The sequence below is a fragment of the Stenotrophomonas sp. GD03777 genome (genome assembly GCF_029842485.1).
Classification (GTDB): domain Bacteria; phylum Pseudomonadota; class Gammaproteobacteria; order Xanthomonadales; family Xanthomonadaceae; genus Stenotrophomonas; species Stenotrophomonas sepilia.
Window position 1 is genome coordinate 1 of record NZ_JAOCGL010000058.1, and the last position, 25,337, is coordinate 25,337.

Annotated in this window: 26 protein-coding genes; 16 read left to right on the forward strand and 10 right to left on the reverse strand. The window is 67.5% G+C overall.

From position 1 onward, the window contains the following. Positions 1-300, forward strand: a 300-nt coding sequence (locus N5E02_RS13105; RefSeq protein ID WP_279946349.1) for a DUF2069 domain-containing protein, incomplete at its 5' end; no start/stop codon positions are given. Between the two features lie 79 nt (positions 301-379). After that, entirely contained in the window at positions 380-865 is a 486-nt protein-coding gene (locus tag N5E02_RS13110; RefSeq protein WP_053501049.1) for an asparaginase domain-containing protein, read from the forward strand. A gap of 189 nt (positions 866-1,054) precedes the next feature. On the opposite strand, the gene N5E02_RS13115 is transcribed toward N5E02_RS13110, so the two are convergent. The 3 genes from N5E02_RS13115 to sufT all read right to left on the reverse strand — a co-directional run bounded on the left by N5E02_RS13115 (position 1,055) and on the right by sufT (position 4,953). Beyond that, positions 1,055-2,797 carry a S8 family peptidase gene (locus N5E02_RS13115; protein ID WP_053501047.1) on the reverse strand — a complete coding sequence of 581 codons (1,743 nt, stop codon included), beginning with the start codon at positions 2,795-2,797 and terminating at the stop codon, positions 1,055-1,057. Between the two features lie 450 nt (positions 2,798-3,247). Then, a complete protein-coding gene (locus N5E02_RS13120; RefSeq protein ID WP_065186352.1) occupies positions 3,248-4,342 on the reverse strand; it encodes a branched-chain amino acid aminotransferase in 1,095 nt (364 codons plus the stop codon). A gap of 59 nt (positions 4,343-4,401) precedes the next feature. Continuing rightward, entirely contained in the window at positions 4,402-4,953 is a 552-nt protein-coding gene (gene sufT, locus N5E02_RS13125) for a putative Fe-S cluster assembly protein SufT (RefSeq protein WP_005415385.1), read from the reverse strand. 122 nt (positions 4,954-5,075) lie between these two features. On the opposite strand from sufT, the gene N5E02_RS13130 reads away from it, so the two are divergent. Next, complete coding sequence (locus tag N5E02_RS13130; RefSeq protein WP_032953950.1) at positions 5,076-5,495, forward strand: membrane protein; 420 nt, start codon at positions 5,076-5,078, stop codon at positions 5,493-5,495. A gap of 92 nt (positions 5,496-5,587) precedes the next feature. Here N5E02_RS13130 and N5E02_RS13135 read toward each other — a convergent pair whose 3' ends face one another. Then, positions 5,588-7,048 carry an NAD(P)(+) transhydrogenase (Re/Si-specific) subunit beta gene (locus N5E02_RS13135; protein WP_139726756.1) on the reverse strand — a complete coding sequence of 487 codons (1,461 nt, stop codon included), beginning with the start codon at positions 7,046-7,048 and terminating at the stop codon, positions 5,588-5,590. After that, positions 7,045-7,365, reverse strand: a complete 321-nt coding sequence (locus N5E02_RS13140; RefSeq protein WP_005415382.1) for an NAD(P) transhydrogenase subunit alpha — start codon at positions 7,363-7,365, stop codon at positions 7,045-7,047. Before N5E02_RS13140 ends, N5E02_RS13135 begins: the two co-directional genes overlap by 4 nt. Positions 7,366-7,463: 98 nt before the next feature. Here N5E02_RS13140 and N5E02_RS13145 point away from each other — a divergent pair, with 98 nt between their 5' ends. From N5E02_RS13145 to N5E02_RS13155, 3 genes are read left to right on the forward strand one after another with little or no spacing between them, the layout of a single operon-like run. After that, entirely contained in the window at positions 7,464-8,048 is a 585-nt protein-coding gene (locus N5E02_RS13145) for an RNA polymerase sigma factor (RefSeq protein WP_081275820.1), read from the forward strand. After that, on the forward strand, positions 8,045-8,371 hold the full coding sequence (locus tag N5E02_RS13150) for a hypothetical protein (RefSeq protein ID WP_065186350.1): 327 nt from the start codon (positions 8,045-8,047) through the stop codon (positions 8,369-8,371). Before N5E02_RS13145 ends, N5E02_RS13150 begins: the two co-directional genes overlap by 4 nt. Positions 8,372-8,374: 3 nt before the next feature. Beyond that, positions 8,375-8,836 (forward strand): DUF3106 domain-containing protein, encoded by a 462-nt coding sequence (locus N5E02_RS13155; RefSeq protein WP_053500492.1) that lies wholly within the window; start codon positions 8,375-8,377, stop codon positions 8,834-8,836. A gap of 62 nt (positions 8,837-8,898) precedes the next feature. On the opposite strand, the gene N5E02_RS13160 is transcribed toward N5E02_RS13155, so the two are convergent. Both N5E02_RS13160 and N5E02_RS13165 read right to left on the reverse strand, forming a co-directional pair. Next, positions 8,899-9,978 (reverse strand): NAD(P) transhydrogenase subunit alpha, encoded by a 1,080-nt coding sequence (locus tag N5E02_RS13160; protein WP_164093546.1) that lies wholly within the window; start codon positions 9,976-9,978, stop codon positions 8,899-8,901. A gap of 51 nt (positions 9,979-10,029) precedes the next feature. Continuing rightward, complete coding sequence (locus N5E02_RS13165) at positions 10,030-12,351, reverse strand: DUF1631 domain-containing protein (protein ID WP_032953949.1); 2,322 nt, start codon at positions 12,349-12,351, stop codon at positions 10,030-10,032. 331 nt (positions 12,352-12,682) lie between these two features. Between N5E02_RS13165 and N5E02_RS13170 the strand changes: the two genes are divergently transcribed. The 4 genes from N5E02_RS13170 to N5E02_RS13185 are packed head-to-tail and all read left to right on the forward strand — an operon-like array spanning position 12,683 to position 15,537. Continuing rightward, on the forward strand, positions 12,683-13,264 hold the full coding sequence (locus tag N5E02_RS13170) for a nitroreductase (RefSeq protein WP_005415376.1): 582 nt from the start codon (positions 12,683-12,685) through the stop codon (positions 13,262-13,264). Beyond that, on the forward strand, positions 13,261-14,196 hold the full coding sequence (locus N5E02_RS13175; protein WP_164230408.1) for a 5'-3' exonuclease H3TH domain-containing protein: 936 nt from the start codon (positions 13,261-13,263) through the stop codon (positions 14,194-14,196). Before N5E02_RS13170 ends, N5E02_RS13175 begins: the two co-directional genes overlap by 4 nt. Next, positions 14,193-14,747 carry an NUDIX hydrolase gene (locus tag N5E02_RS13180; RefSeq protein WP_164230406.1) on the forward strand — a complete coding sequence of 185 codons (555 nt, stop codon included), beginning with the start codon at positions 14,193-14,195 and terminating at the stop codon, positions 14,745-14,747. The genes N5E02_RS13175 and N5E02_RS13180 overlap by 4 nt, the downstream gene beginning before the upstream one ends. After that, entirely contained in the window at positions 14,740-15,537 is a 798-nt protein-coding gene (locus N5E02_RS13185) for an N-formylglutamate amidohydrolase (protein ID WP_279946350.1), read from the forward strand. The genes N5E02_RS13180 and N5E02_RS13185 overlap by 8 nt, the downstream gene beginning before the upstream one ends. Before the next feature lie 73 nt (positions 15,538-15,610). On the opposite strand, the gene N5E02_RS13190 is transcribed toward N5E02_RS13185, so the two are convergent. Continuing rightward, positions 15,611-17,029, reverse strand: coding sequence for an MFS transporter (locus tag N5E02_RS13190; RefSeq protein ID WP_279946351.1), 1,419 nt, complete (start codon positions 17,027-17,029; stop codon positions 15,611-15,613). A gap of 105 nt (positions 17,030-17,134) precedes the next feature. Between N5E02_RS13190 and N5E02_RS13195 the strand changes: the two genes are divergently transcribed. Continuing rightward, complete coding sequence (locus N5E02_RS13195) at positions 17,135-18,019, forward strand: LysR family transcriptional regulator (RefSeq protein ID WP_065179589.1); 885 nt, start codon at positions 17,135-17,137, stop codon at positions 18,017-18,019. 90 nt (positions 18,020-18,109) lie between these two features. Here the strand turns inward: N5E02_RS13195 and pip are convergent, their stop codons facing one another. Together pip and prmC are read right to left on the reverse strand one after the other, a co-directional pair. Next, on the reverse strand, positions 18,110-19,051 hold the full coding sequence (pip, locus tag N5E02_RS13200) for a prolyl aminopeptidase (RefSeq protein ID WP_019661138.1): 942 nt from the start codon (positions 19,049-19,051) through the stop codon (positions 18,110-18,112). Between the two features lie 48 nt (positions 19,052-19,099). Further along, on the reverse strand, positions 19,100-19,957 hold the full coding sequence (prmC, locus tag N5E02_RS13205) for a peptide chain release factor N(5)-glutamine methyltransferase (protein WP_279946352.1): 858 nt from the start codon (positions 19,955-19,957) through the stop codon (positions 19,100-19,102). Positions 19,958-20,312: 355 nt separating this feature from the next. On the opposite strand from prmC, the gene ahpC reads away from it, so the two are divergent. The 5 genes from ahpC to N5E02_RS13230 all read left to right on the forward strand — a co-directional run bounded on the left by ahpC (position 20,313) and on the right by N5E02_RS13230 (position 25,278). Next, entirely contained in the window at positions 20,313-20,876 is a 564-nt protein-coding gene (gene ahpC / locus N5E02_RS13210; RefSeq protein WP_005415368.1) for an alkyl hydroperoxide reductase subunit C, read from the forward strand. Between the two features lie 225 nt (positions 20,877-21,101). Then, a complete protein-coding gene (ahpF, locus tag N5E02_RS13215) occupies positions 21,102-22,694 on the forward strand; it encodes an alkyl hydroperoxide reductase subunit F (RefSeq protein WP_005415367.1) in 1,593 nt (530 codons plus the stop codon). Between the two features lie 85 nt (positions 22,695-22,779). Further along, a complete protein-coding gene (locus N5E02_RS13220; protein ID WP_049414506.1) occupies positions 22,780-23,742 on the forward strand; it encodes a LysR substrate-binding domain-containing protein in 963 nt (320 codons plus the stop codon). A gap of 124 nt (positions 23,743-23,866) precedes the next feature. Further along, positions 23,867-24,271: a nucleoside diphosphate kinase regulator gene (rnk, locus tag N5E02_RS13225; RefSeq protein WP_005408156.1), complete on the forward strand. Its 405-nt coding sequence runs from the start codon at positions 23,867-23,869 to the stop codon at positions 24,269-24,271. A 50-nt stretch (positions 24,272-24,321) separates the two neighbouring features. Further along, positions 24,322-25,278, forward strand: coding sequence for a transaldolase (locus N5E02_RS13230; RefSeq protein ID WP_065179586.1), 957 nt, complete (start codon positions 24,322-24,324; stop codon positions 25,276-25,278). The last annotated feature ends 59 nt before the right edge of the window (positions 25,279-25,337 follow it).

Here is a 25,337-nt window from a genome sequence, read left to right on the forward strand (position 1 = left end):
CTGATGGGGCTGGCCGCGCTGTTCGCGGGCTGGTTCATCAATGACAAGCACTGGCTGGCGACCCAGCTGGTGTTCACCGCGCCGCCGCTGGCGCTGGCCATCGCCGTGCGCCTGGGCTGGCGCAAGGCCGGATTCTGGGCCTCGGTACTGGCGCTGGGCTGGTTCAGCCACGGCGTGATGAGCGCCTGGAGCCACCCGGAAACGCGCTGGCTGGCGCTGATCGAGATCGCGCTGGCCCTCCTGGTGATCTTCAGCGCCAGCCTGCCCGGCCTGCGCGCCCGCTTCGGCAAGCAACGCTGACGCTGCGCCCGCTGGGTCGTATCATCTGCATTCCTGGCCCCGCGCCGCAGTACCTGTCCTGGTTTCGCGCATGCACATGATGGAAGAGCTCCTGGTCGTCACCACCGGTGGCACGATCGACAAGATCTACTTCGACGACAAGTCGGACTACCAGATCGGCGATCCGCAGATCGGCATGATCCTGCGCGAGCTGGGCGTGACGTTCCGCTTCAACGTGATTCCGATCCTGCGCAAGGATTCGCTGCACATCAACGATGAGGACCGCGAACTGATCCGCGCCACCATCGCCGCGCAGCCGACCCGGCACGTCCTGGTGACCCACGGCACCGACTCGATGGTGCACACCGGCAAGGTGCTGGCGACGATCCCCGACAAGACCATCGTGATGACCGGCGCACTGAGCCCGGCACGCTTCCGCGGCTCGGATGCCGAGTTCAACATCGGCTGCGCGATCGGTGCGGTACAGTCGCTGCCGAGCGGCGTGTACATCGCGATGAACGGGCGGATCTTCGACCCGCAGCACGTGCGCAAGAACGTGGCTGCGAACCGCTTCGAGTCGGTCTGAGGAACCGCGTGCCGACCAAGGTCGGCACCTGCCAGAGCACTGTCCTTGTAGTGCCGGGCCATGCTCGGCAACCGCGTGCCAGCGTGGCACAACGGTCGGCAGCCGGAGCAGCCGAGCATGGACTCGGCTCTGCAGAAGCGAAAACGCCCCGGCCGAAGCCAGGGCGTGCCCTTGGAGAGGGACTTGGGCTCAGTACTGGGCGTTGAGGGTCACGCCCGAGAAGGTGCTGTAGGCCTTCACCCGCACATACCATGTGCCGGCGGCAGGGCTGTTGATGGTGCAGGTCTCGCTGTTGCCACTCAGGTACGGACGGCAGGTGTAGCTGGTATCGGTCGGGGCACTGCCCTGGCGCACGTACAGGTCGGCATCGCCGCTGCCGCCACTGATCGTCACGCGCAGCTGGCTGCTACCGGCCGGAACGGCGACGGTGTAGTTCAGCTCGGCACCGGTTGCGGCGCCCAGGCCGGTCACCGGCACGTTGTTCTGCAGCACGTTGCCACCCGGGTTCGGGTTGCCACCGCCGTTGATCGCCGCAGCCACGGCCGCGTTGGCGTCGACGATGCCGGCGCCGCAGCCACCCGAGCAGGCGCCCGGCAGCGGGCGTGCAGTGCTCTTGATGATGCTTTCGACCTGCGCCGGGCTCAGCGGGCTTGGCGCGACCGACTGCATCAGCGCAACCACGCCGGCCACGTGCGGCGCCGCCATCGAGGTGCCGTTGTACGACGCGTAGCTGGCGCTGCCAGGCGTGGTGGTGCCGGTGTTGAGGGTGGACAGGATGCTCTGGCCCGGTGCTGAGATGTCGATGCCGGTGCCGTAGTTGGAGAAGCTGGCACGCGCACCGGCCGAGGTTGTGGCCGCCACGGCAATCACGTTCGGGCAGTTGGCCGGCACCGACGAGGACACGTTGGTGTTGCTGTTGCCGGCGGCGACCACCACGGTGGTGCCACGGCTGACCGCGCCGTTGATGGCGTTCTGGTAGGTGGTGGAGCAGCTGCCGCCACCACCCAGCGACATGTTGATGACTTCGGCCGGATTGGCGTTGGCCGGCACACCGCTGACGGTGCCGCCAGAGGCCCACACGATCGCGTCGGCGATGTCGGAGGTGTAACCGCCGCACTTGCCCAGCACGCGCACCGGGACGACCTTGGCATTGAACGCAGTACCGGCCACGCCGGTGCTGTTGTTGGTCACCGCCGCCACAGTGCCGGCGACGTGGGTACCGTGCCAGCTGGAGTTGGAGGCCGGGATGCCCGAGCCGCACTCGTTGGCGCCGTACCAGTCGCCCTCGTCATTCGGGTTGTTGTCGCGGCCACCGCCATCGCGCGCCATCGCGGCATCGCTGATGAAGTCATAGCCAGGCAGGATGTTGGCGTTGAGATCGGGATGGTTGGTGATGCCGGTATCGATCACGGCCACCACCACGCCGGTGCCGGTAGCCTTGTCCCAGGCCGGCTGCACGTTGATCGACGCGTTGGAGGTACCGAAGCCCCACTGCTCGCTGAAGCGGGTGTCATTCGGGGTCAGCGTCGCACGCATGATCTGGTCGACTTCGACGTATTCCACGTTCGGGTCGGCGGCGAGCTTGCGCATCAGCAGCTCGGATTCGGCCTGATCAAGCGGCCGATCGGTCCTGACCAGGGTCGGGCCAACGGCCAGCTTGCGGACCTCCTGCAGGCCCAGCGCGCGGCCCTGGCTGCTGGCCAGGCCGGCGGCGGCACTCTTCAGCGAAGAGGCCAGTGCGGTGGTGTTGGCCACCGGCGCACTGCCGTCGCGGTACTTCACGATGAAGCGCTGGTGCGTCGGCGCGGACTGCAGGCCGCTGAGCTGGACGTCACCGGCCAGCGCAGGCGTGGCCAGCAGCAGCGATGACAGAACGGACGCACCAAGGACCACCCACACTCGACGCACACGCGGTTGCGTTACCTGGGACATCGTATTTCCCTTTCTTGTGGTGTGAATGCCGGAATCGGCAGAAGCACCGGCCCGAACCCTGGGCTGGCTTGCGTTGGCGAGGTTCGAAGTCCGGCGAGTCAGCGGATCCCCCTAACGATCCGCCGTGCAGATGACGCTAATGGCCGAAACCGGACACCACAAGATTTTCAGCGTCTTTTCAGCAAGATGAAATGTTCGTTCTGAGACTTTTCGGGTCGAAGGTTTGTGAAGGTGAAGGAACTTTCTCGTGCCCTGCACAGACCTGACTGGGTCGTCACGTGTCCTGGAATGACTTTGCCGACATCGGCGTCCACCGATCCGGGGTCAGATCCCATTTCACGCGGAAAGGGATCTGACCCTTGGCCTGAAACGCAGAAAGCCCGTCGCGGGGACGGGCTTTCCAGAAGCGCAGCCGGGCGCGGGCTCGGCTCTACGATTCGATGTGGGCGATCAGCCCAGCTTGACCAGCCAGTTGTGGCGGTCCGGCAGGCGGCCATACTGGATATCGGTCAGTTCCTTGCGCAGCGACATGGTGACTTCGCCGGCCGGCGCGTTGATGTCGCCCACCGAGAAGCCCTCGCCCTTCAGCTGGCCGATCGGGGTGACCACCGCGGCGGTGCCACAGGCAAACACTTCGCTGATCGCACCGGAGGTGACGCCGTCCTTCCACTCGTCGATGCTGACCTTGCGCTCTTCGACCTTCATGCCACGGTCGCGGGCCAGCTGCAGGATGCTCTCGCGGGTGATGCCCTCGAGGATGCTGCCCGACAGTTCCGGGGTGACCAGCGTGCCGTCCTTGTAGACCAGGAACACGTTCATGCCGCCCAGTTCTTCCAGGTACTTGCCTTCGACCGGGTCGAGGAACAGCACCTGCGAGCAGCCCTGTGCCTGCGCCTTCTGCTGCGGGAGCAGCGAGGCGGCGTAGTTGCCACCGCACTTGGCAGCACCGGTGCCGCCCTTGGCCGCACGCGCGTACTCGGTGGACAGCCAGATCGACACCGGGGCAACGCCCTTGGCGAAGTACGGGCCGGCCGGGCTGGCGATGACGTAGTAGCCGGCCTTGTGCGCGCCGCGCACGCCGAGGAAGGCCTCGTCGCCGATCATGAACGGACGGAAATACAGGCTCGACTCATCGGCCGAAGGCACCCAGTCACTGTCGACGGCGATCAGCTGCTTCAGCGATTCGACGAAGATCTCCACCGGCAGTTCCGGCAACGCCAGGCGCTGCGCCGAACGCTGCAGGCGACGGCCGTTGGCATCCGGGCGGAAGGTCCAGATCGAACCGTCGGCGTGGCGGTAGGCCTTGATGCCTTCGAAGATTTCCTGGCCGTAATGCAGCACTGCGGCGGCCGGGTCCAGCTGCAGCGGGCCGTAGGCGCGCACATTGGCATTGTGCCAGCCGGCATCCTTGTCCCAGCGCACTTCCACCATGTGATCGGTGAAGTGCAGGCCGAAGCCCGGCTTCTCCAGGATCTTGGCGCGCTCTTCAGCGCTGCGCGGGTGGTCCGAACGGGTGACGGCGAAGCTGGGGATGGACTGGGACACCGGAGGATTCCTGTTCTGGTTGCGGGTAGTGCCGGGCCCGCGTCACTGCGGGCCTTGGGTCAAAGCATGCCGGTCTCTAGCCGGGCCGCCTCGGACATCATGTGCTGGTTCCACGGCGGGTCGAACACCAGGTCGACGTCGGCCTCGGCCACCGTCGGGATCATTTCAAGCTTGCTGCGCACGTCGTCGACCAGGATCTCGCCCATGCCGCAGCCCGGGGCGGTCAGGGTCATCTTCACGTCGATCTCGCGCTTGCCCTCATCCAGGTGCTTGATCTCGACTTCATAGACCAGGCCCAGTTCCACGATGTTGACCGGAATTTCCGGATCGAAGCAGGTGCGCAGCTGCTGCCACACCAGCTGCTCCACCTGTTCATCGGTGGCGTCGGCCGGCAGCTCGAGCGGCGCCGGTGCCTCCTTGCCGATGGCATCGCCGTCCTTGCCGGCGATGCGGAACAGGTTGCCCTCGACGAACACCGAATAACTGCCGCCCAGCGCCTGGGTGATGTACCCATAGCTGCCGGCAGGCAGGGTCACGGTATCGCCCTGCGGGACCATCACGGCCTCGCAATCGCGTTCGAAGTGGACAGGTTCGCTGCTACGGGAATACATGGGGACCGATATGGGGCCGTGGCTGAGGCCACGCAAGACGGCATTCTAGCCCAGCCGCCCCCGCACCGCCGGTGCACTGCGGCAAACCACAGTATCCTGTGGGTGATCTTCTGGGAGCTTCGATGTCCTCCAATGCCGCGCGTGCCAGGACCGTGACCTGGCTCTGGCCCCTCATGCTGCTGCTGGGCCTGTTTGTCGCTCCCCTCGCCTGGATGGTCCTGGCGCTGATGACCGGCCGGCAGGTCGGCTGGATGGCGGTGCTGGCCGCCCTGGAACTGGTGTTCATGCTGCGCCTGGGCACGCTGGGCCCAGGCCGGCTGCGCGTCGCCCTGGTCGTGCTCGGCACCCTGCTGGTGGCCGCCGTGGCCAACTGGGCCATCGCCAGCGCCTGGATGGGCGGCTCGATCGGCCTGGACCTGTGGGATGCCACCACGCGGATGGGCCCGCACCTGGCCTGGACCCTGATCAGCCTGGCCAATGGCGCGGTGGAATGGCTGTGGCTGGCCGTGGCCGTGGCCGTAGGTGCCTGGCTGGCGCGCTGAGCGCGTAGAGATCCGTGGATTCGGTAGTGCCGGCCGCTGGCCGGCAAAGGGGTCAGAGCCCTTTCCTGCGGAAAGGGATCCGACCCCCGTCCTCAATGCCCGCCGTCGAGCGCCTTCAGTTCGCTCACCAGCGAGGCCGCCGCTTCGGCGCCGTCGCCATAGAGCATGCGGGTGTTGTCGGCGTAGAACAGCGCATTCTCGATGCCGGCAAAACCGGTGCCCTTGCCACGCTTGATCACCACCACGTTGCGCGCGTTGACCACGTCCAGCACCGGCATGCCGTAGATCGGGCTGGCTGGGTCGGTCCGCGCCACCGGATTGACCACGTCGTTGGCACCGATCACCAGCACCACATCGGTATTGGCGAATTCGGGGTTGATGTCGTCCATGTCGGCGATCAGGTCGTAGGGCACGCCGGCCTCGGCCAGCAGCACGTTCATGTGCCCGGGCATGCGCCCGGCCACCGGGTGGATCGCGAACTTCACTTTCACGCCGCGCTGGCCCAGCCGCTGCGCCAGTTCCCAGATCTTGTGCTGGGCCTGTGCCACCGCCATGCCGTAGCCGGGCACGATCACCACGCGCTCGGCAAAGGCCATCATCGCCGCGACGTCCGACGCTTCGATGGGCTTCTGCGCGCCGGTGATCGCCTGTGCCTCGCCTCCGGCACCGCCGCCGAAGTTGGAGAACAGCACGTTACGGATCGGCCGGTTCATCGCCTTGGCCATCAACCGGGTCAGCAGGATGCCGGCCGCGCCGACCATCATGCCGGCGATGATCAGCGCCTCATTGCCCAGCACATAACCTTCGAAGGACACCGCCAGGCCGGTGAATGCGTTGTACAGCGAGATCACCACCGGCATGTCGGCGCCACCGATCGGCAACGTCATCAGCACGCCCAGTGCCAGCGCCAGCACGAAGAAGGCGACGATTGCCGAGGTGCTGAGCGTGCTGGCCGCGATGATCGCCAGTACCACCACCGCCAGCGCCACCAGCAGGTTCATCACCTGCTGGCCCGGCCAGGTCACCCGCTTGTCCAGGCGTCCATCCAGCTTGGCCCAGGCGATCACCGAACCGGACAGCGAGACCGCACCGATCGCCGCGCCGACCACCGCCAGCAGCAGCACCGTGCCCGACGGCTGGCGCGCGGCCAGGTCGGCCAGCGCCTGCTCGCTCCAATGGCTGGTATCGCGGTGGGCCAGGAAGGCATAGCGCAGCAGTTCCACCGCACCGATCGCCGCCGCCGAGCCACCGCCCATGCCGTTGTACAGCGCCACCATCTGCGGCATGTCGGTGATGGCCACCTTGCCGGCCGACCACCAGGCCAGGCCCGCGCCCAGCAGCAGTGCCACCAGGATCAGCGGTACGTTGTGCAGTTCAGGCAGGAAGAAGGTCGCCACCGTGGCCAGCAGCATGCCCAGCCCGGCCCAGCGGATGCCGCTGCGCGCGGTCAGCGGCGAAGCCATGCGCTGCAGGCCCAGCAGGAACAGCGTGGCGGCGACGAGGTAGCTGGCCTTGACCAGCCAGTCGAGCAGTTCGACGGTGCTGATGTTCAAGCCTGTGGCTCCTTCGGTTCGTCCCTGCCGCCCTTGGGCGCGCTCGGCTTGAACATCTCCAGCATGCGCGCGGTGACCACGTAGCCACCGGCGGCGTTGCCGGCGCCGAGCACCACGGCAAGGAAGCCCAGCGCCTTCTCCAGCGGCGTCTGCGCGTGCCCCAGCACCACCATCGCGCCGATCAGCACGATGCCGTGGATGAAGTTGGAACCCGACATCAGCGGGGTATGCAGGATCACCGGCACCCGCGAAATGATCACGTGGCCGGCGATGGCCGCCAGCATGAAGATGTACAGCGCTACGAACCCGTCACTCACTGGCAACGCTCCCGCTCTGTCTTCGTCGGCCCATCATAACCACGGGCTGAACCCGGCGCGCACCCGGCGTCAACCGCGGTGACGCTCACGCGTTGTCGATGGTGACCCCGAGCGAGGAACCGTACCCTGTGCTGGTGAGCAGCCCCGTCCCCCCGAGCGCCGACACCGATGCCCTGCCAGCATCGCTGGAGGCGTTCCTGGCCAGCGTCGGCCCGCGCGCGTTCCGTTTCGCCGAGGCCGGCCTGCGCCAGCGCGAAGACGCCATGGACGCGGTTCAGGACGCGCTGATGCGCATGCTGGACTACGCCGACAAGCCGGCGGCCGAATGGGCGCCCCTGTTCTGGAGCATCCTGCGCCGCCGCGTGATCGACCTGCAGCGCCGGCGCCGTTTCCGCCTGCCGTTCTGGCGCGACAACCAGGACGCCGACGGAGGCGGGATCGACTGGGCCGACACCGGCCCGGACCCGGCGCAGGCGCACGAACAGCGCCAGCAGTACCAGCAACTGGTGCAGGCCCTGCGTACCCTGCCCGCACGCCAGCGCGAGGCCTTCACCCTGCGGGTGCTGCAGGACCTGGACGGAGCCACCACTGCCCGCGCCATGGGCTGCAGCGAAGGCGCGGTAAAAACCCATCTCGCACGCGCCCGCCAGGCGCTGCAGGACTACCTGGAGACCCACCCGTGAACCGCTCCCTGCCCTCCGATGACATGCTGCGCAACCTGCACGCGCAGTCGCTGCAGGCGCTGTCGCCGGCCACGCTGGCACGATTGCGCCAGGCCCGCCACGGCGCCAGCGCGGCTCGTCACGGGCGCTGGCGCTGGTGGCTGGCCAGCGCCTGTTCTCTGGTGGTGGCGCTGGGGATCGGCCTGCAGTTCAGCGGCCACAGCCCCCTGTCGCCCGCCGTGCCGGCACCGGTGCTGGCCTCGGTGGAAGACAACAACGCGCTGTACGACGAAAATCCCGATCTGTACCTGTGGCTGGGCGATACCGACCTGGCGATGGAGTGAACCATGTCCCGACTGCATACCCTGCCGCTGCTGTTGACCCTGTTGCTGCTGCCGGCCTTCCCGGTATTGGCGCAGAACGCCGCGCCCGCCCCTGCCGCACGCCCCGCGCCAGCCCCACCGCTGCCGGCCTGGGAACAGTTGAGTGAAGCGCAGCGGGAATCCTTGCTGGCGCCGCTGCGCGACCGCTGGAACAGCGCCGATGCCGGCCAGCGCCAGCGGATGCTCTCGCATGGCCAGCGCTGGCAATCGATGAGCCCGGAGGAACGCGACAAGGCCCGCCGCGGCCTGCGCCGCTTCGAGCACATGAGCCCGGAACAGCGTGAGCAGGCCCGGGCCCTGTTCGGTCAGATGCGGGATCTGCCGCCCGCGCAGCGCGACGCACTGCGCGAGCGCTGGTCGCAGATGACGCCGGAGCAACGCAAGGACTGGGTGCGGGAGAACCCGCCGCCGGCGAAGCCACGGTAAGCCTTCGGGATACCAGGGTCAGATCCCTTTGCCAGAGGCAAAGGGATCTGACCCCGTATCACTCACGCCTGCCAGCGCGTCTTCGCCAGCAGTTCGTCGTCCCAATCGAAACCGAGCTGCCCGTCGCGCACGAACAGCGCAACGAAGTTGAGCAGGTTCCGTGCATACATCTCGCTGGCCTGGGTCGCGCCGCGGCTGGCCAGGCCCAGCGGACCGTCGATGGTCACGCCCTGGTGTTCGATGCACTGCCCCGGCAGGGTCAGTGCGCAGTTGCCGCCACTTTCCGCCGCCAGATCAACAATGACGCTGCCGGTGGCCATGCCTTCCACCATCGCGGCGGTCACGATGGTCGGTGCCGGGCGGCCCGGTACCGCAGCCGTGCAGATCACCACGTCCACACTGCGCAGGTGGTCGGCCAGGCGGCGCTGCTGCTCGGCACGCTCTTCATCGGTCAACGCGCGCGCGTAACCGCCCTCGCCCGCCGCGCTCACCCCGAGGTCGAGGAAGCGCGCGCCCAGCGACTGGATCTGCTCGCGGGTTTCCGGGCGCACGTCGAAGCCTTCCACCTGTGCACCGAGGCGGCGCGCGGTGGCGATGGCCTGCAGGCCCGCCACGCCGGCACCGATCACCAGCACCTTGGCCGGCCGCACGGTGCCGGCCGCAGTGGTCAGCATCGGGAAGAAACGGGGCGCGCGTTCGGCCGCAATCAGCGCCGCCTTGTAGCCGGCCATGCCGGCCTGCGAACTGAGCACATCCATCGCCTGCGCGCGGGTGGTGCGCGGCAGCTGCTGCAGCGGGAACAGCTGCAGGCGGTCGCCAGCGGCCAATGCCGCAAGCGACGGATCACTGGCCGGGGCCAGCAGGCCGACCACGCTGGCGCCGGGCTTGAGCTGTTCCAGCACCGCCGCAGGGGGGGCCTGCACGCACAGCAGGATATCGATCTCGGCCCAGCGGCCCGCGTCGAAGACGCGTGCACCGGCATCGTCATAGGCGGCGTCGGTGAAACCAGCGGCCAAACCCGCGCCCGCCTCATACCAGACGGCAATGCCCAAGGCCCCGAGCCTGCGCGCGGTCTCCGGCGTCAGTGCCACGCGCCGTTCGCCCGGCGCGGCCTCCTTGATCCCCAGCAACGCCACGGCCATGCAGGTCCCCGCTGATCGGTGAGTTTCCCGATCCTAGCAGGCGGCACCCGCTCAGTGCAGCGTGGCGCTGCCCGGGTCGAGGCGATCGATCACGCCCTGCATGGCGCTGTCGAAGGCGCCATCATCAACGTGGGCACGCAGGCGGCCCAGCCGCATCATCACCGCCAGTTCTTCCGGCGAGGCCACGCAGAAGCGCACGCCGCGACGGTTGACGAACAGCAGGCGCGAGGAAATCGGGCTGACCCAGGACAGCTTGCCCGCCTGCACCTTGCCATCCTTGTCGACGAAGTCCAGCCAGTTGCCGATTTCCATGCGGCGGAAGCGGTCGGCATCGGCGTTGTCGAAATCGTCGGCGTCGATCTGCCCGCCAAGCTCAACCGCCGGCGATTCAGCCACTGGCGGGGCCGGCAAGGCAACCTGCGGCAGCTCCGGCAGCGCACGCTGCAGTTCCGGCCGCGACTCGGCGATGCCCTGCAGGGTGTCATGCAGGGCATCGATGGCGGCGGTTGCCGCATCGCCGTGCACGCCGACGCTGGCAAACACCTTGGCCAGCACCGGCTGCCAGGCCTGCAGCCACGGCTTGCCGACGATCTGGCGGCGGGCCTCGGCCACTTCCTCCAGCAGGCCGTCGCCCAGGCTCAATGCCTCGGCCACCGAGGCGCCTTCTTCGCCCTCGCGCAGCAGCGCCAAGGTGAGATGATGCTGCCACGGCTGGCGCAGGAATTCGGCAATGGCCGGCGGCAGCGTGGCGTCACCGATGCGGCGGTCCAGTTCCGCACCGGCCCGGCTGCGGGCCATTTCCAGCTTTTCCTGGCCGCGCTGCGTTTCTGCGGCACGACGCTCGGCGATTTCCACGCGGCGGCGATGCTGCACCAGGAACTCGCGGAATTCCTCTTCCAGGGTCAGGAAGATCGCCAGGTTCTCGTTGAACTCGGCCACCAGGCGCTCGATGATCTCTTCGACCTTGGCCATCAGCATGCGCTCGGCCTGGCTCTCGCCGGTGTTGCCCTCGCAGGCCTCGGCCAGCGAGTTGAGCAGCTTGCGCGCCGGGTGGGTCTTCTGCACGAACATGCGGCGGTCGAGCATGGCGACCTTGACGAAAGGCACCACCAGGCGGCCGATCAGTTCGCGCGAGCGGCCTTCCAGTTCACGCTCGTCCAGCATCACGTCGAACAGCATGCCGACCAGGTCGATGGCATCCTCATCCTGCGGGTCCAGCCGGGTCTGGCCCGGATCGACGCCAAGCTGGGTGGCGCTGGACAGCACTTCGCTCTTCAGGCGCTGCGCCAGCGATTCGCCGTCCTCGCCGATGGCCGCGCGCAGGGTGGCGCTGGGCGTGGCCTGCAGCAGCGACAGCACCGACATCATTTCGCGCTGGCTGAGCGGGCGCTGCTGGCCAACCGCCACCTGTGCCGCAGACGTGGCGTCCTCACGCACATGGCGGGTCTGCTGCAGCAGTTCGTGCAGCGCTTCCAGCAGCATGCCCTGCTGGCCAGCGTAGGCCTCGCCGGTGGCGCCGTCATCGCCGCCCAGGTGCTGCTGCATATGCCCGCGGCGCTCGGACCAGCGGGCAGCAAAGCGCTGCGCCCAGGCCGGTGCGGCCTGCTCGTCATCGCTGAACCCCGGATCGACGCCCGCGCCGTGGCGATGCTCGACCAGGTCATCCAGCATCCCGGCCATGCGCGGATCCGGTGCCGGCGGTTGTGGGCGCTGCGGAGCCCCCATCTGCGACATCACGCCGGCTGCGGCCAGCTGCTCGTCCAGCTTCTCGTAGATGCGACCGACCGGTGCACGCAGGTCGCGCTCGCACAGCTTGATCAGCACCAGATGCACTTCCGGGGCCAGTTCACAGCCGGCAAAGGCTTCGTGGATGGCCACGCCCAGGTGTTCGGGGCTGATCGGATTGTGGTCCGCGTCCAGTTCCGCGCCGCCGATCAACCGGCCCAGGCGGCGATCCAGCCGCGCCAGCACCGGCTTGAAGTCACGCAGCAATACAGTGGCGAAATTGCGCACCGCCAACCGTGATTCCAGCACATGCTCGGCCAGCAGGCTGAGCCCATCCTCGGCCGGCCCGGACAGGGTCGCCTCGGCTGACAGCGGCTCACCAGCCTCCAATGCGGCCCAGGCCTGCTGCAGGTGGCCGGCGAAAGCGGCCGCGATGTCCTCACGGCGCCGGCGCAGTTCGCGCATCGCGTCCAGGAACAGCAACTGCGACGAGCCGGCATTGCCGGCGCGGTCGAACAGGGCATCGTCGAAACGCGCCAGTGCCGCCCCGAAGGCCTGGCACAACGCGGGCAGGACCATGTCCCGGGCACGCTGGAGCTGGGCCGGGTCACGGCCCGGCGATCCCATCGGTGTGGGCACGCTCATCATTCGGGAAGGCTCCCCACCTTCTCTGGTACGACAGACAGCATGGACATCGCGGCTTCCGGCACACCCCATGTACCGGAACGTCGATGGTAGGCCGGCCAGCCCGTCACGGACAGTGAAACAGTCCTCACTTCAAACCTCATGACCGGCGGCCCGGCAAGACAGATATCGTAAGCCGTGCAAGGCCCACGAGGCGAGGGGAAGCGGCTGTCCGTTTCCCGCCAGTGGCATGATGTTCATCACAGTTTGGTATTCAGGGGCCGGACGCGACACAGACGGCGTCATTGACCACCCCGACTATAATCAAACGCCCGTGATGACCGGTTCAGCCTCCATGCCCGATCCTGCCGCCCTGCTCGCCCTGGATGCCCGCCGCTCGGTGCCCTCGCGGCAACTGGGCGAGCCCGGGCCGGACCCGGCCACCCTGCAGCGGATGCTGGCCTCAGCGGTGCGCGTGCCCGACCACGGCAAGCGCGTGCCGTTCCGCTTCCTGAAAATCGCAGGCGATGCACGTCACACTCTGGGCGACTTCCTGGCTGAACGCAGCCGCCAGCGCGACCCACATGCGGGCGAGGCCGTGTTCGAGAAGGACCGCCAGCGTTTCAGCCACGCACCGCTGGTGATCGTGGTGGTGGCCAGCCCGCGGCCGGACCCGAAGGTGCCCGAACAGGAACAGCTGATGACCGCCGGCTGCGTCTGTTTCGCCCTGCTGCAGGCCGCGCAGGCGCTGGGTTTCGGCGCGCAGTGGCTGACCGCCTGGATGGCCTTCGATCCGGCTGTTCAGGCCCACCTGGGCCTGGTCGACGGCGAACGCATCGCCGGCTTCATCCACATCGGTACGCCCAAGGCCGACGTACCCGAGCGCGAGCGCCCCGACCCGGCGGCCCTGCTGCGCGACTGGACGCCCCCGGCATGACCCTGCCGGCTGCCCCGCCGTCGCTGTACCTGGTTGATGCCAGCATCTACGTGTTCCGTGCCTGGCATTCACTGCCAGACCAGTTCCAGGACGCACAGGGCTGGCCCACCAATGCGGTGCACGGCTTCGCCCGCTTCCTGCTGGACCTGCTCGAGCGCGAGCGCCCGCGGCACATCGCCATCGCCTTCGATGAAGCGCTTGACAGTGGTTTCCGCCACCGGCTGTATCCGGCCTACAAGGCCAACCGCGAGCCAGCACCGGAAGCGCTCAAGCGCCAGTTCGTGCACTGCAAGGCGCTATGCGCGGCGCTGGGCCTTGCCGTCCTGGCCCACCACGAATACGAGGCCGACGACCTGATCGGCAGCGCCCTGCACGTACACCGGAGCAGCCATCGCGGGGTGATCATCTCCGCCGACAAGGACCTGTCGCAGCTGCTGATCGACCATGACGAACAGTGGGACTACGCCCGCAACCAGCGCTGGAACGTGGCCGGGGTGAAGGCGCGGCACGGCGTGCACGCGCACCAGATCGCCGACTACCTGGCGCTGTGTGGCGATGCGGTGGACAACATTCCCGGTGTCAGTGGCGTCGGCAGCAAATCGGCCGCCGTGCTGCTGGCCCATTTCGGCAGCATGGATGCGCTGTTCGAACGACTGGACGAAGTGCCGTTCCTGCGCCTGCGTGGCGCTGCACAGATGGCAGTGCGGCTGCGCGAGCAGCGCGAGCACGCCCAGCTCTGGCGCCAGCTGACCACCATCGCGCTGGATGCGCCGTTGGAGGGCAGCCAGCCCGGACTGCTGCGCCAATCGGCCGATCCAGAGCTGCTCGGTGGCCTGTGCCAGACCCTGCGCTTCGGCCCGATGACCCGCCGCCGGCTGTTCGACGCCGCCGGCGTGGCCGATCCTCTTCCCTCCCACAGCGAGCCCGCATGAGCAAGCGCAATACCGAAGCCCCGCGCGTCGTCTACGAAGGCAAGTACCAGCGCATGCTGGTGCGCGGCACCTGGGAATACAGCGAACGTACCCATGCCGGTGGCCTGGCGGCGATCATCATCGCCGTCACCCCGGAGGACAAGGTGCTGTTCGTCGAGCAGTTCCGCGTGCCGCTGCAGGCACCCACCATCGAGATGCCGGCCGGCCTGGTCGGCGACATCCACGCCGGCGAATCGATCGAAGTCTCGGCCATGCGCGAACTGGAAGAAGAAACAGGTTGGACCGCCGATCACGCCGAAGTGCTGATGATCGGCCCGACGTCTTCCGGCGCCAGCAGCGAGAAGATCGCCTTCGTGCGCGCCACCGGCCTGCGCCGCATCGGCGAAGGGGGCGGTGATGACAGCGAGGACATCACCGTGCACGAGATTCCACGCAGCGAGGCTGCGGCCTGGCTGGTGCAGAAGATGGGCGAAGGCTACGAGCTGGACGCCAAGCTCTGGGCCGGGCTGTGGATGATCGAGCACCACCTGGACGGACGCCCACGTGGCTGACGCGGACCTGCACAGGCTGCCTGCGTTGCTCGGCGCCGACGACCCGGCGATCTACACGATCCACCGGGCGCAGGGCGTCTCGCCCTACCTCCTGCTGGCCGACCACGCCGGCCAGCAGGTGCCGCGTGCGTTGACCGGGCTCGGCCTGCCCCAGGCCGAGCTGGACCGCCACATCGGCTGGGACATCGGCATCGCCGGCACCACCCGTGCACTGGCCGAACGGCTCGATGCCTGGGCGATCGAACAGACGTACTCGCGGCTGCTGATCGACTGCAACCGCCCACTGGCCTCACCGACGCTGATTCCGGAGGTGAGCGACCACACCGTGGTGCCGGGCAATGCCGGGCTGTCGGCGGCGCAGCGACAGCAGCGCATCGATGCGATCCACGCGCCGTACCATACACGCATCGAGACCGAGCTTGATGCGCGCCGTGATGCCGGCCAGCCCACCCTGCTGGTGATGATGCACAGCTTCACCCCCGTGATGAACGGCACGCAGCGGCCCTGGCACGCCGGCGTGCTGTACCACCAGGACATGCGTTTTGCCCATGCCCTGCTGCAGGCATTGCGCGACGAAGGCGACCTGGTGGTGGGGGACAACGAACCGTATTCGGTCAGCAGCACCAGCGACTACGCGGTGCCGGTGCATGGCGAAGGCCGTGGGCTGGTGCACGTGGAACTGGAGATCCGCCAGGACCTCATTGCCGATATGGCAGGGAAGCAGGCGTGGGCCGAGCGGTTGGCGCGGATCTTCAGCGCGCTGCAACCGGAGTTGCTGGCGCTGGGTTGAACGCGCGTGCATCCATGCCGAACCGGTAGTGCCGGCCGCTGGCCGGCACATCCACCCACGGCAGCGCCTTCAATCATGCCTCGTTGGCCGGGCAGACGGTGGCGGCCGATTCGGCCGGCGCCGGGCGCAGGCCCAGCGCGATCACCACGCCGAACAGTGAAAACAAGGCGGCACCGTATTCGGCGCGCACCAGCCCGGCCAGTGCACTCGGCGAACCGGCTGTACCGGCATCGGCATTGGCATTGGCCACCATCACCAGCACGGCCAGGCCCAGCGCACCACCGATCTGCTGCGCGGTCGCCGCCATGCCAGATGCAACACCCTGCTGTGCGGACGGCACGCCCTGCCCGGCCACGATCCACATCGAGGTCCAGGTCATGCCCTGGCCGATGCTCAGCACTACCACGCCCGGCAGCAGCGGCCAGAAGTTCGCGCCGTGCGGCAGCGTCGCGGCCACCCAGGCGATACCGATGGCGCCGGCCAGCTGCCCAATCACCAGCACCTTGCGCGCGCTCCAGCGCTGCAGCGTCCACTCGGCCAGCTGGATGCCGACCGTGCACACCGCAGTGGCGGGCAGGAACGCCAGGCCGGCCTGCAGCGGGCTCCAGCCGTAGCCGTCCTGGAAGTACAGCGCCATGAAGTAGTACTGCACCCCATAGCTGCTCATGAAGGCGAAGGTCAGGCCCAGTGCCGCGCGCAGTCCGGGCAGCCGCAGCAACGCGAACTGCATCAGCGGATCGCGGCTGCGCTGTTCGATCTGCACGAACGCCACCAGCAGCAGCACCGACAGCAGCAGGCAGCCCAGCGTGGCCGGCGCAGTCCAGCCCCACTCCGGCCCTTGCACGAGGGTAGTGACCAGCAGGCTGCCGCCGGCAGTGACGGTGATGCAGCCGGCCAGATCGAACGAGCGGCCCCGCGCACGCGGGCCATCGGCCGGCAACCACGCACCCGCAGCCACCGCGCAGGTGGTGGCCAGTGGCACGATCACCGCCAGCACCGCCGGCCAGCCGAACGCCTGGGTCAGCACGCCGCCGAGCAGCGTGCCCAGCGCCAGGCCCACCGCGCTGGCCATGCTCCAGATCGCAAGTGCACGGTTGCGCACCGGACCTTCCGCATACAACGTGTTGATCAGCGCCAGCGTGGCCGGGAACAGCAATGCCGCGCCGATGCCCTGCGCCGCACGCGCGATGATCAGCAGGGTGGCGTTCGGCGCCAGCGCGCCGAGCAGCGACGCCAGTGCGAACAGCAGCATGCCCAGCCGGTAGAAGCGGCGACGGCCGATCAGGTCGGCGGCACGGCCCCCCAGCAGCAGGCTGCCGCCAAAGGCCACGGTGTAGGCACTGACCACCCATTGCAGCTGCTGTGCGTTGATCTCCAGCGCGCGCCCCATGTCATGCAGGGCGACGAAGATGATGGTGGCGTCCAGGGCGATGATCAGCTGGGCGGTGGCCAGCAGGGCCAGCGCCCAGCGCGGGTACTTGAGGGGAGGCATCGACGCTCCGGTGCTGTGGGGGAGCGCAGTCTCATTGATGCAGCGCTCTCAATAAACCCCTTTCCGTCCATATCTGTCATGATTTTCAGCATGAATGGAACCTCGATGGACCTCAATGCCGTGCGCATGCTGGTGCAGGTGGCCGAAGCACGCAGTTTCACCGCCGCCGCCGGGCAACTGGGCCTGAGCCAGTCAGGCCTGTCGCGCGCGATCAGTCGGCTGGAGGCCACGCTGGGGGTGAAGCTGCTGCAGCGAAACACCCGCAACGTGGCACTGACCCCGGATGGTCGCCAGTTCGTCGATCAGGTCGCGCCCCTGCTGTGCGGCCTCGAGGATGCCGAACGCCAGTTGGCCGACCGTCCGTGCACGCCCTCGGGCACCCTGAAGATCAGTGCGCCCTCGATGTTCGGGCGCAAGGTGCTGGTACCGCTGCTGGGGCCGATGCTGCAGCAGCACCCGCAACTGCAGGTGGAAGCCGTGCTCAACGACCGCCTGGTCGATCTGGTCGAGGAAGGTTTCGATGCCGCGCTGCGCACCGGCGTCATCGCCGACCAGCGCATCGTCGCGCGGCCACTGCGGCCGCTGCGCTGGGTGACGGTGGCCAGCCCGGACTACCTCGACCGCTGTGGCGCGCCCGACGATGTGGCCGCCTTGCGGGATCATGCCTGCCTGGCGGTGCGCAACCTGCGCAGTGGCCGGCTGGTGGACTGGCAGTTCCTGCAGGACGGCCAGCTTCATGATTTCACGCCACCGGCGCGGATGGTGTTCGACAGCGGCGATCCGCTGGTGGAAGCGGCGATCGCCGGCATCGGCATCGTGCAGGTGATGGATTTCGCGGTGGCCGACGCCTTGGCCGATGGCCGCCTGCAGCGCGTGCTGCAGCCGTTTGAGGGCCGCAGCCGCGCGCTGTCACTGATCTACCCGCCGTCGCGCCAGCATTCGCCGAAACTGCAGGTACTGGCCGACGCGTTGCTGGCTGGGGACTGGTAGATCCACGCCATGCGTGGATGAGGCCGGTAGCGCCGGGCGATGCCCGGCGCGAATGGTGAAGCGTTGCCGGCCAGCGACCGGCACTACCGATCAGGCGAAGCTATCGGTGGCGCGCACCAGCGCGTCCACGTTCTCGGCCTCGAACGCCGAATGGCCCGAAGCCGGGGTGATTTCCAGCTTCGCCTTCGGCCACACCTTGGTCAGGTCCCAGGCGTTGGCCAGCGGGCAGACCACGTCGTAGCGGCCGTGCACGATCACGCCCGGAATGTCGGCGATGCGGTGTGCGTCGCGCAGCAGCTGGTCTTCCACCTCGAAGAAGCCGCCGTTGACGAAGTAGTGGTTCTCGATGCGGGCAAACGCCAGCGCGAAATGCGGGTCTTCGTGGCTGTTGATGAAGTCATCATCGACGTGCAGGAAGCTGGTCGCGCCTTCCCACACCGCCCACGCCTTGGCCGCTTCCAGGCGGGTGGTCTCGTCTTCGCTGGTCAGGCGGCGGTGGAAGGCCGAGATAAGGTCATGACGCTCCACCAGCGGAATCGGCTTGAGGTAGTGCTCCCACGCATCCGGGAACAGGCGGTTGGCGCCTTCCTGGTAGAACCATTCCAGCTCCCAGCGACGCAGCATGAAGATGCCGCGCAGGACCAGTTCGGTCACGCGCTGCGGATGGGTCTCGGCATAGGCCAGCGCCAGGGTCGAGCCCCAGCTGCCACCGAACACCTGCCAGCGATCGACCTTCAGGTGCTCGCGCAGCTTCTCGATATCGGCGACGAGGTCCCAGGTGGTGTTGTCCACCAGGTCCGCGTGCGGGGTGGAACGGCCGGCACCGCGCTGATCGAACAGGATGATGCGGTACTTGGACGGATCGTGGAACTGGCGCATCTTGTCGCTGCAGCCGCCACCCGGGCCACCATGCAGCATCACCACCGGCTTGCCTTCCGGGTTGCCGCACTGTTCGAAGTACAGCGTGTGGCGGTCGTCGACCTTCAGGGTGCCGACGTCGTAGGGGGTGATGGCGGGGTACAGCGTACGCATGCTTGCAGCTCCAGGGTGATGCCCTGCCGGGGCAGGAGAACTGCCATTCTAGGCCGGACGCCGGCCCAGGGTGATGCGGTCGCGCTGCTCCAGGTCCTGCACGGTCTGCACCTCGGCAAATCCCGTCGCCTCGAACAGTGCGCGGATCGCCGCGCCCTGGTCCCAACCGTGCTCGATCAGCAACCAACCGCCGGGCCGCAGGTGGGCCTGGCCACCATCGACGATGCGGCGGATGTCATCCAGGCCGTCCATGCCCGAGGCCAGCGCGGTAGACGGTTCGAAGCGCAGGTCGCCCTGTTCCAGGTGCGGGTCGTTGCTGGCGATGTACGGCGGATTGCTGGCGATCAGGTCGAAGCGCACGCCCTGCAGCGGCGCATACCAGTCGTGCCCGCCCTCGGCGAAAAGGACGTTGTCCAGTTCATGGCGGGCCGCATTGCGCGCGGCCACGGCCAGCGCGCCCGGGCTGGCATCGGTGGCCAGCACCTGTGCCCGGGGCCGTTCGCTGGCCAGTGCCAGTGCGATCGCACCGCTGCCGGTACCGAGGTCGGCCAGCTGCAACGCCTGGTCCGGCGGCAGTCGCTCCAGCGCCAACTCGACCAGCAGCTCGGTTTCCGGGCGCGGGATCAGCGTGGCCGGGTCGACCTCCAGGTCCAGCGTCCAGAAACCGCGGCGCCCGGTCAGGTAGGCAACCGGCTCACCGGCCACACGGCGGGCCAGCAAGGCTTCGAAGGCGGCCTGGTCATTGGCGGCCAGCGGATCGGTGGCATGGGCGAACAGCCAGCTGCGCGGGCGCTCCAGTACATGCAGCAGCAGCAGTTCGGCTTCGTGGCGGGCGTCGACACCGCCCAAGCGGGCACTGGCGTCGGCTACGACCTGACGCAGGGTGGGTTCGGGTTGGAAAGACATGCCTCAATTGTAGGGCCGAGCCGATGCTCGGCTGCTGCTGGAACAGCCGAGCATCGGCTCGGCTCTACAGATCCACCGTCGAGCATGGCTCGACGCTACAAAAAGCTGGAATCCGTTCAGGTTTCGCAAGAGGGTATAAGGAGGGGCTATCAGCCCTCTTCACACGTCCCGGTCGATTTTCCTTGTCACACAAGCAGTTGCAGGATGGGAGCGGCAGGGTTCAGTGCCTGCTCATGGCCATTTGATAGACTCCATCTATCAAATAGATGCAATCAATGGATTGTTCTTATCGCGAGCGAATGGGTAACCTAGCTCCTGTCGATTCACCCACTCCCCTTCACCAAGAGGAAAAATGATGTCCCTCATCAATACCCAGATCCAGCCGTTCGAAGCCAACGCCTACCACAACGGCGAGTTCATCAAGGTTTCCGACGCCAGCCTGAAGGGCCAGTGGTCCGTCCTGATCTTCATGCCGGCCGCCTTCACCTTCAACTGCCCGACCGAGATCGAAGACGCCGCTGACCATTACGCCGAGTTCAAGAAGGCCGGCGCCGAGGTCTACATCGTCACCACCGACACCCACTTCTCGCACAAGGTGTGGCACGAGACCTCGCCGGCCGTCGGCAAGGCCCAGTTCCCGCTGGTCGGCGACCCGACCCACCAGCTGACCCGCGCCTTCGGCGTGCACATTGAAGAAGAAGGCCTGGCCCTGCGCGGCACCTTCATCATCAACCCGGAAGGCGTGATCAAGACCCTGGAGATCCACTCCAACGAGATCGCCCGTGACGTGTCCGAGACCCTGCGCAAGCTCAAGGCTGCCCAGTTCACCGCCGCCAACCCGAACCAGGTCTGCCCGGCCAAGTGGAAGGAAGGCGAGAAGACCCTGACCCCGTCGCTGGACCTGGTCGGCAAGATCTAAAGCAGTACCGGCCTGCCGTGGCCCCACGCCACGGCGCGCCCTTCATCCCCGTGCCGGTCCCCCCGCCGGCGTGGGGGGGAACCCAAGACAGCCAACGCTCGCCCGCCTTGGCCAGCCAGCCCCTTCCACGGTCGCTGTCTTGGGTTCACCCCTACCCCCTGCTGGTCCGCTACCTTCTACAGCGGTGCCACGCCCCCTGTTTGCCTGAAGCCAGGAGATGACCCGATGTTGGACGCCAACCTGCAGTCGCAGCTGAAGACCTATCTGGAGCGCGTGACCCGCCCGATCCAGATCACCGCGCACGCCGACGACGGCGCCAAGTCGCAGGAAATGCTGGAACTGCTGCAGACCCTGGAAAACCTGTCGGACAAGATCACGCTGCAGGTCCTGCGCGATGGCCAGGGCCGCGTGCCGTCCTTCGACCTGGGCACGCCGGGCCAGGACATCCACCTGACCTTCGCCGGCCTGCCGATGGGTCACGAGTTCACCTCGCTGGTGCTGGCCCTGCTGCAGGTCGGCGGCCACCCGTCCAAGGCCACCGCCGAGCTGATCGAGCAGGTGCAGAACCTGGAAGGTGAATACAAGTTCGAAACCTACTTCTCGCTGTCCTGCCAGAACTGCCCGGACGTGGTGCAGGCGCTGAACCTGGCCGCGGTACTCAACCCACGCATCCAGCACGTGGCCATCGATGGTGCGCTGTTCCAGGACGAAGTCGAGAAGCGCGAGATCATGTCGGTGCCGACCGTGTACCTCAACGGTGAAGTGTTCGACCAGGGCCGCATGACCCTGGAGCAGATCGTGGCCAAGCTGGACACCAATGCCAGCAAGCGCGATGCCGAGAAGATCGCCGCCAAGGATGCTTTCGACGTACTGGTGGTCGGTGGTGGCCCGGCTGGCGCCGCAGCGGCGATCTATGCCGCGCGCAAGGGCATCCGTACCGGCATCGCTGCCGAGCGCTTCGGTGGCCAGGTGCTGGACACCATGGCGATCGAGAACTTCATCTCGGTGAAGGAAACCGAAGGCCCGAAGCTGGCCACGGCGCTGGAGCAGCATGTGCGCGAGTACGACGTGGACATCATGAACCTGCAGCGCGCCAGTGCGCTGGTGCCGGCCGGCGAAGACGGCCTGGTGCAGGTGCAGCTGGAGAACGGCGCGGTGCTGAAGTCGCGTTCGGTGATCCTGTCCACCGGCGCGCGCTGGCGGCAGATGAACGTGCCGGGCGAGGACCAGTACCGCAACAAGGGCGTGGCCTACTGCCCGCACTGCGATGGTCCGCTGTTCAAGGGCAAGCGCGTGGCGGTGATCGGCGGCGGCAACTCCGGTGTGGAAGCGGCCATCGACCTGGCCGGCATCGTGTCGCATGTAACCCTGCTGGAGTTCGATTCCAGCCTGCGTGCCGACGAAGTGCTGCAGAAGAAGCTGCGCAGCCTGGGCAACGTCACCGTGCTGACCAGCGCACAGACCACCGAAGTGCTCGGCGACGGCAGCAAGGTCACCGGCCTGGTCTACAAGGACCGCATCGGCGGCGATGCCCACCGCGTCGAGCTGGAAGGCATCTTCGTGCAGATCGGCCTGCTGCCCAACACCGAGTGGCTGAAGGATGTGGTGGCGCTGTCGCCGCGTGGCGAGATCGTCATCGACGATCGCGGCCAGACCAACCTGCCGGGTGTGTTTGCTGCTGGCGATTGCACGACGGTGCCCTACAAGCAGATCATCATCGCCATGGGCGCCGGTTCCACCGCCGCACTGAGCGCGTTCGACCACCTGATCCGCTCGTCGGTGAGCAACAGCAGCGGTGCCGTTGCTGAAGCGGCCTGATCCACCGTTCCCAGATCACCGGGAACATTGTCTGCCTGTCGGGTAACCACGCCGTCAGCCGGTCCGTTACCCCTGGGGTGTAAGGATGAACCTACGTGATCTGAAGTACCTGGTAGCCCTGGCCGACCACAAGCATTTCGGCCGGGCTGCCGCGTCCTGCTTTGTCAGCCAGCCGACGTTGTCCACGCAGATCCGCAAGCTGGAGGAAGAGCTCGGCCTGCCGCTGGTGGAACGCGCACCGCGCAAGGTGATGCTGACCCCGGCCGGCCAGGAAGCGGCCGCACGGGCGCGGGTGATCGTGTCCGAAGTGGAACAGCTGAAGGAAGCGGCGCGACGCAGCCGCGATCCGGAAGCCGGTACGGTGCGCCTGGGGATCTTCCCGACCCTCGGCCCGTACCTGCTGCCGCATGTGATCCCGCGCATCCGCGAGCGCTTCCCGGAGCTGGAACTGCTGCTGGTCGAGGAAAAGAGCGATGTGCTGCTGGACCGCCTGCGCGAAGGCAAGCTCGACGCTGCATTGCTGGCGCTGCCGGTGATCGACGACCAGCTGCATGCCGAGTTCCTGTTCGAGGAACCGTTCCTGCTGGCCGTCTCCGGTCGCCACCCGCTGGCACGTCGCGAGCACCTGGACGTGCAGGAACTGGCCACGCAGAAGCTGCTGCTGCTGGAGGACGGCCATTGCCTGCGCGACCAGGCGCTGGAAGTCTGCCGCCTGTTCGGCGCCAACGAGAAGTCCGAGTTCCGCGCCACCAGCCTGGAAACGCTGCGGCAGATGGTCGCCGCCGACGTCGGCATCACCCTGCTGCCGAGTCTGTCGGTGCAGCCGCCAGTGCCGCGCTCGAACAACATCCGCCTGCTCGACTTCACCGGCGAAGGCCGTCCCAGCCGCCGCATCGCCATGATCTGGCGCCGCAGCTCGGCCATGAACGACTTCCTGATGGACCTGGCCGACCAGTTCAAGCGCCTGCCGCAGGCGCTGTTCACCCTGGAGGCGCTTGATGCCGGCAGCGATGCACCCGCCCTGCCCGGCCCCGCGCTGAACGGCTGAGCCCCCCGCAGTACCGGCCTGGAATCGGCAGGAGTCGATTCCGGCCGCATTTGTCCCCACAATACAGACAGGCGGCGCCAGCAGGTGCCGCCTTTTGCATGGCTTTCAACCAAGGAGCTTCACCATGAGTACCGCCAGCGGCCTGCCGCCGTCGATCACCGTTTCCACCTTCGACATGGACCGCCTGGACGCCATGCTCGAATCTCCCGCGCTGAGCCAGACGCCTGCCGCGCTCGCGCTTGCTGAAGAACTCAACCGGGCCACCGTGCTGGCACCGGACCAGATTCCCGAAGGCATCGTCATGATGCATTCGCGCGTGGAGTGCGAAGATGAAGTGTCGGGCGAGAAGCACGTCCTGACCCTGGTCTTCCCCCGCGAAGCCAACGTCGATGAAGGCAAGGTTTCCGTGCTGGCCCCGGTCGGCAGTGCCCTGCTCGGCCTTTCGATCGGCCAGAGCATCGACTGGAACGCGCCCGGCGGCCGCAAGCTGCGCCTGCGCGTGACCGCGGTCCACAACGACCGCCCCTGATTACCGCTGCGCACCGCGCGCGATTCGATCCCCCTGCCCCAGGAGCCGTAATGAGTACCCCGTCCAAACTGTCCCAGCTGCGCGAACTGTCCGTGGTCGTTGCCGATACCGGTGACTACGAGGCGATCAAGCGCCTGCAGCCGGTGGACTGCACCACCAATCCGACCCTGGTGAAGAAGGCGCTGGACCTGCCGGTCTACGCCGAGCTGATCGAACGCGAACTGGCCTGGGGCCGCCAGCAGAGTGGCGACCGCGAAGCCGTGGTGCACGCCGTGGCCGACCGCCTGACCATCGGCGTCGGCGCGCTGCTGAGCACGCTGGTGCCGGGCCGGGTGTCCACCGAGGTGGATGCCGACCTGGCTCACGACACCGCTGCCACCGTGGCCAAGGCCCGCCAGTTCATCCAGATGTACGCCGATGCCGGCGTGCCGCGCGAGAAGATCCTGATCAAGATCGCCGCGACCTGGGAAGGCGTGGAAGCCGCACGCATCCTGCAGGCCGAGGGCATCGACTGCAACCTGACCCTGATCTTCAACCCGACCCAGGCGCTGGCCTGCAGCGAAGCCGGGGCGTTCCTGATCTCGCCGTTCGTCGGCCGCATCCTGGACTGGTACGTGGCCAACGGACAGGCCCCGGCCACCATCGATGAAGACCCGGGCGTGAAGTTCGTGCGCGGCGTGTATGCCGAATTCAAGCGTCGCGGTTCGCCGACGGTGGTGATGGGCGCCTCGTTCCGTTCGACCGCGCAGATCGAAGCACTGGCCGGCTGCGACCGCCTGACGATTTCGCCGGACCTGCTGGAGAAGCTGGACGCCGACCACGGCGAGCTGCCGCGCAAGCTGGTGGCCGGTGCCGCCGATGGCGCGGCGGTAACCCCGATCGATGCGGCCAAGTTCGCGGCGGATCTGGCGGCCGATCCGATGGCCACCGAGAAGCTGGCGACCGGCATCGATGCGTTTGCCAAGGATCTGGAAGCGCTGCGCGAGCGGATCCGCGCGGCACTGTGAGGATTCCGGCCAACGGCTGAGCCCCTCGTGGCAGGTCGGTTGGCCGCAAAGAGCAAAAA

Excerpts from the sequence above, each read along its gene's own strand:
- N5E02_RS13110 (WP_053501049.1), top strand. The coding sequence starts at position 380 with ATGGAAGAGCTCCTGGTCGTCACCACCGGTGGCACGATCGACAAGATC.
- N5E02_RS13115 (WP_053501047.1), bottom strand. The coding sequence starts at position 2,797 with ATGTCCCAGGTAACGCAACCGCGTGTGCGTCGAGTGTGGGTGGTCCTT.
- sufT (WP_005415385.1), bottom strand. The coding sequence starts at position 4,953 with ATGTATTCCCGTAGCAGCGAACCTGTCCACTTCGAACGCGATTGCGAG.
- N5E02_RS13130 (WP_032953950.1), top strand. The coding sequence starts at position 5,076 with ATGTCCTCCAATGCCGCGCGTGCCAGGACCGTGACCTGGCTCTGGCCC.
- N5E02_RS13145 (WP_081275820.1), top strand. The coding sequence starts at position 7,464 with ATGGTGACCCCGAGCGAGGAACCGTACCCTGTGCTGGTGAGCAGCCCC.
- N5E02_RS13155 (WP_053500492.1), top strand. The coding sequence starts at position 8,375 with ATGTCCCGACTGCATACCCTGCCGCTGCTGTTGACCCTGTTGCTGCTG.
- N5E02_RS13160 (WP_164093546.1), bottom strand. The coding sequence starts at position 9,978 with ATGGCCGTGGCGTTGCTGGGGATCAAGGAGGCCGCGCCGGGCGAACGG.
- N5E02_RS13165 (WP_032953949.1), bottom strand. The coding sequence starts at position 12,351 with ATGATGAGCGTGCCCACACCGATGGGATCGCCGGGCCGTGACCCGGCC.
- N5E02_RS13170 (WP_005415376.1), top strand. The coding sequence starts at position 12,683 with ATGCCCGATCCTGCCGCCCTGCTCGCCCTGGATGCCCGCCGCTCGGTG.
- N5E02_RS13175 (WP_164230408.1), top strand. The coding sequence starts at position 13,261 with ATGACCCTGCCGGCTGCCCCGCCGTCGCTGTACCTGGTTGATGCCAGC.
- N5E02_RS13180 (WP_164230406.1), top strand. The coding sequence starts at position 14,193 with ATGAGCAAGCGCAATACCGAAGCCCCGCGCGTCGTCTACGAAGGCAAG.
- N5E02_RS13190 (WP_279946351.1), bottom strand. The coding sequence starts at position 17,029 with ATGCCTCCCCTCAAGTACCCGCGCTGGGCGCTGGCCCTGCTGGCCACC.
- N5E02_RS13195 (WP_065179589.1), top strand. The coding sequence starts at position 17,135 with ATGGACCTCAATGCCGTGCGCATGCTGGTGCAGGTGGCCGAAGCACGC.
- pip (WP_019661138.1), bottom strand. The coding sequence starts at position 19,051 with ATGCGTACGCTGTACCCCGCCATCACCCCCTACGACGTCGGCACCCTG.
- prmC (WP_279946352.1), bottom strand. The coding sequence starts at position 19,957 with ATGTCTTTCCAACCCGAACCCACCCTGCGTCAGGTCGTAGCCGACGCC.
- ahpC (WP_005415368.1), top strand. The coding sequence starts at position 20,313 with ATGTCCCTCATCAATACCCAGATCCAGCCGTTCGAAGCCAACGCCTAC.
- ahpF (WP_005415367.1), top strand. The coding sequence starts at position 21,102 with ATGTTGGACGCCAACCTGCAGTCGCAGCTGAAGACCTATCTGGAGCGC.
- N5E02_RS13220 (WP_049414506.1), top strand. The coding sequence starts at position 22,780 with ATGAACCTACGTGATCTGAAGTACCTGGTAGCCCTGGCCGACCACAAG.
- rnk (WP_005408156.1), top strand. The coding sequence starts at position 23,867 with ATGAGTACCGCCAGCGGCCTGCCGCCGTCGATCACCGTTTCCACCTTC.
- N5E02_RS13230 (WP_065179586.1), top strand. The coding sequence starts at position 24,322 with ATGAGTACCCCGTCCAAACTGTCCCAGCTGCGCGAACTGTCCGTGGTC.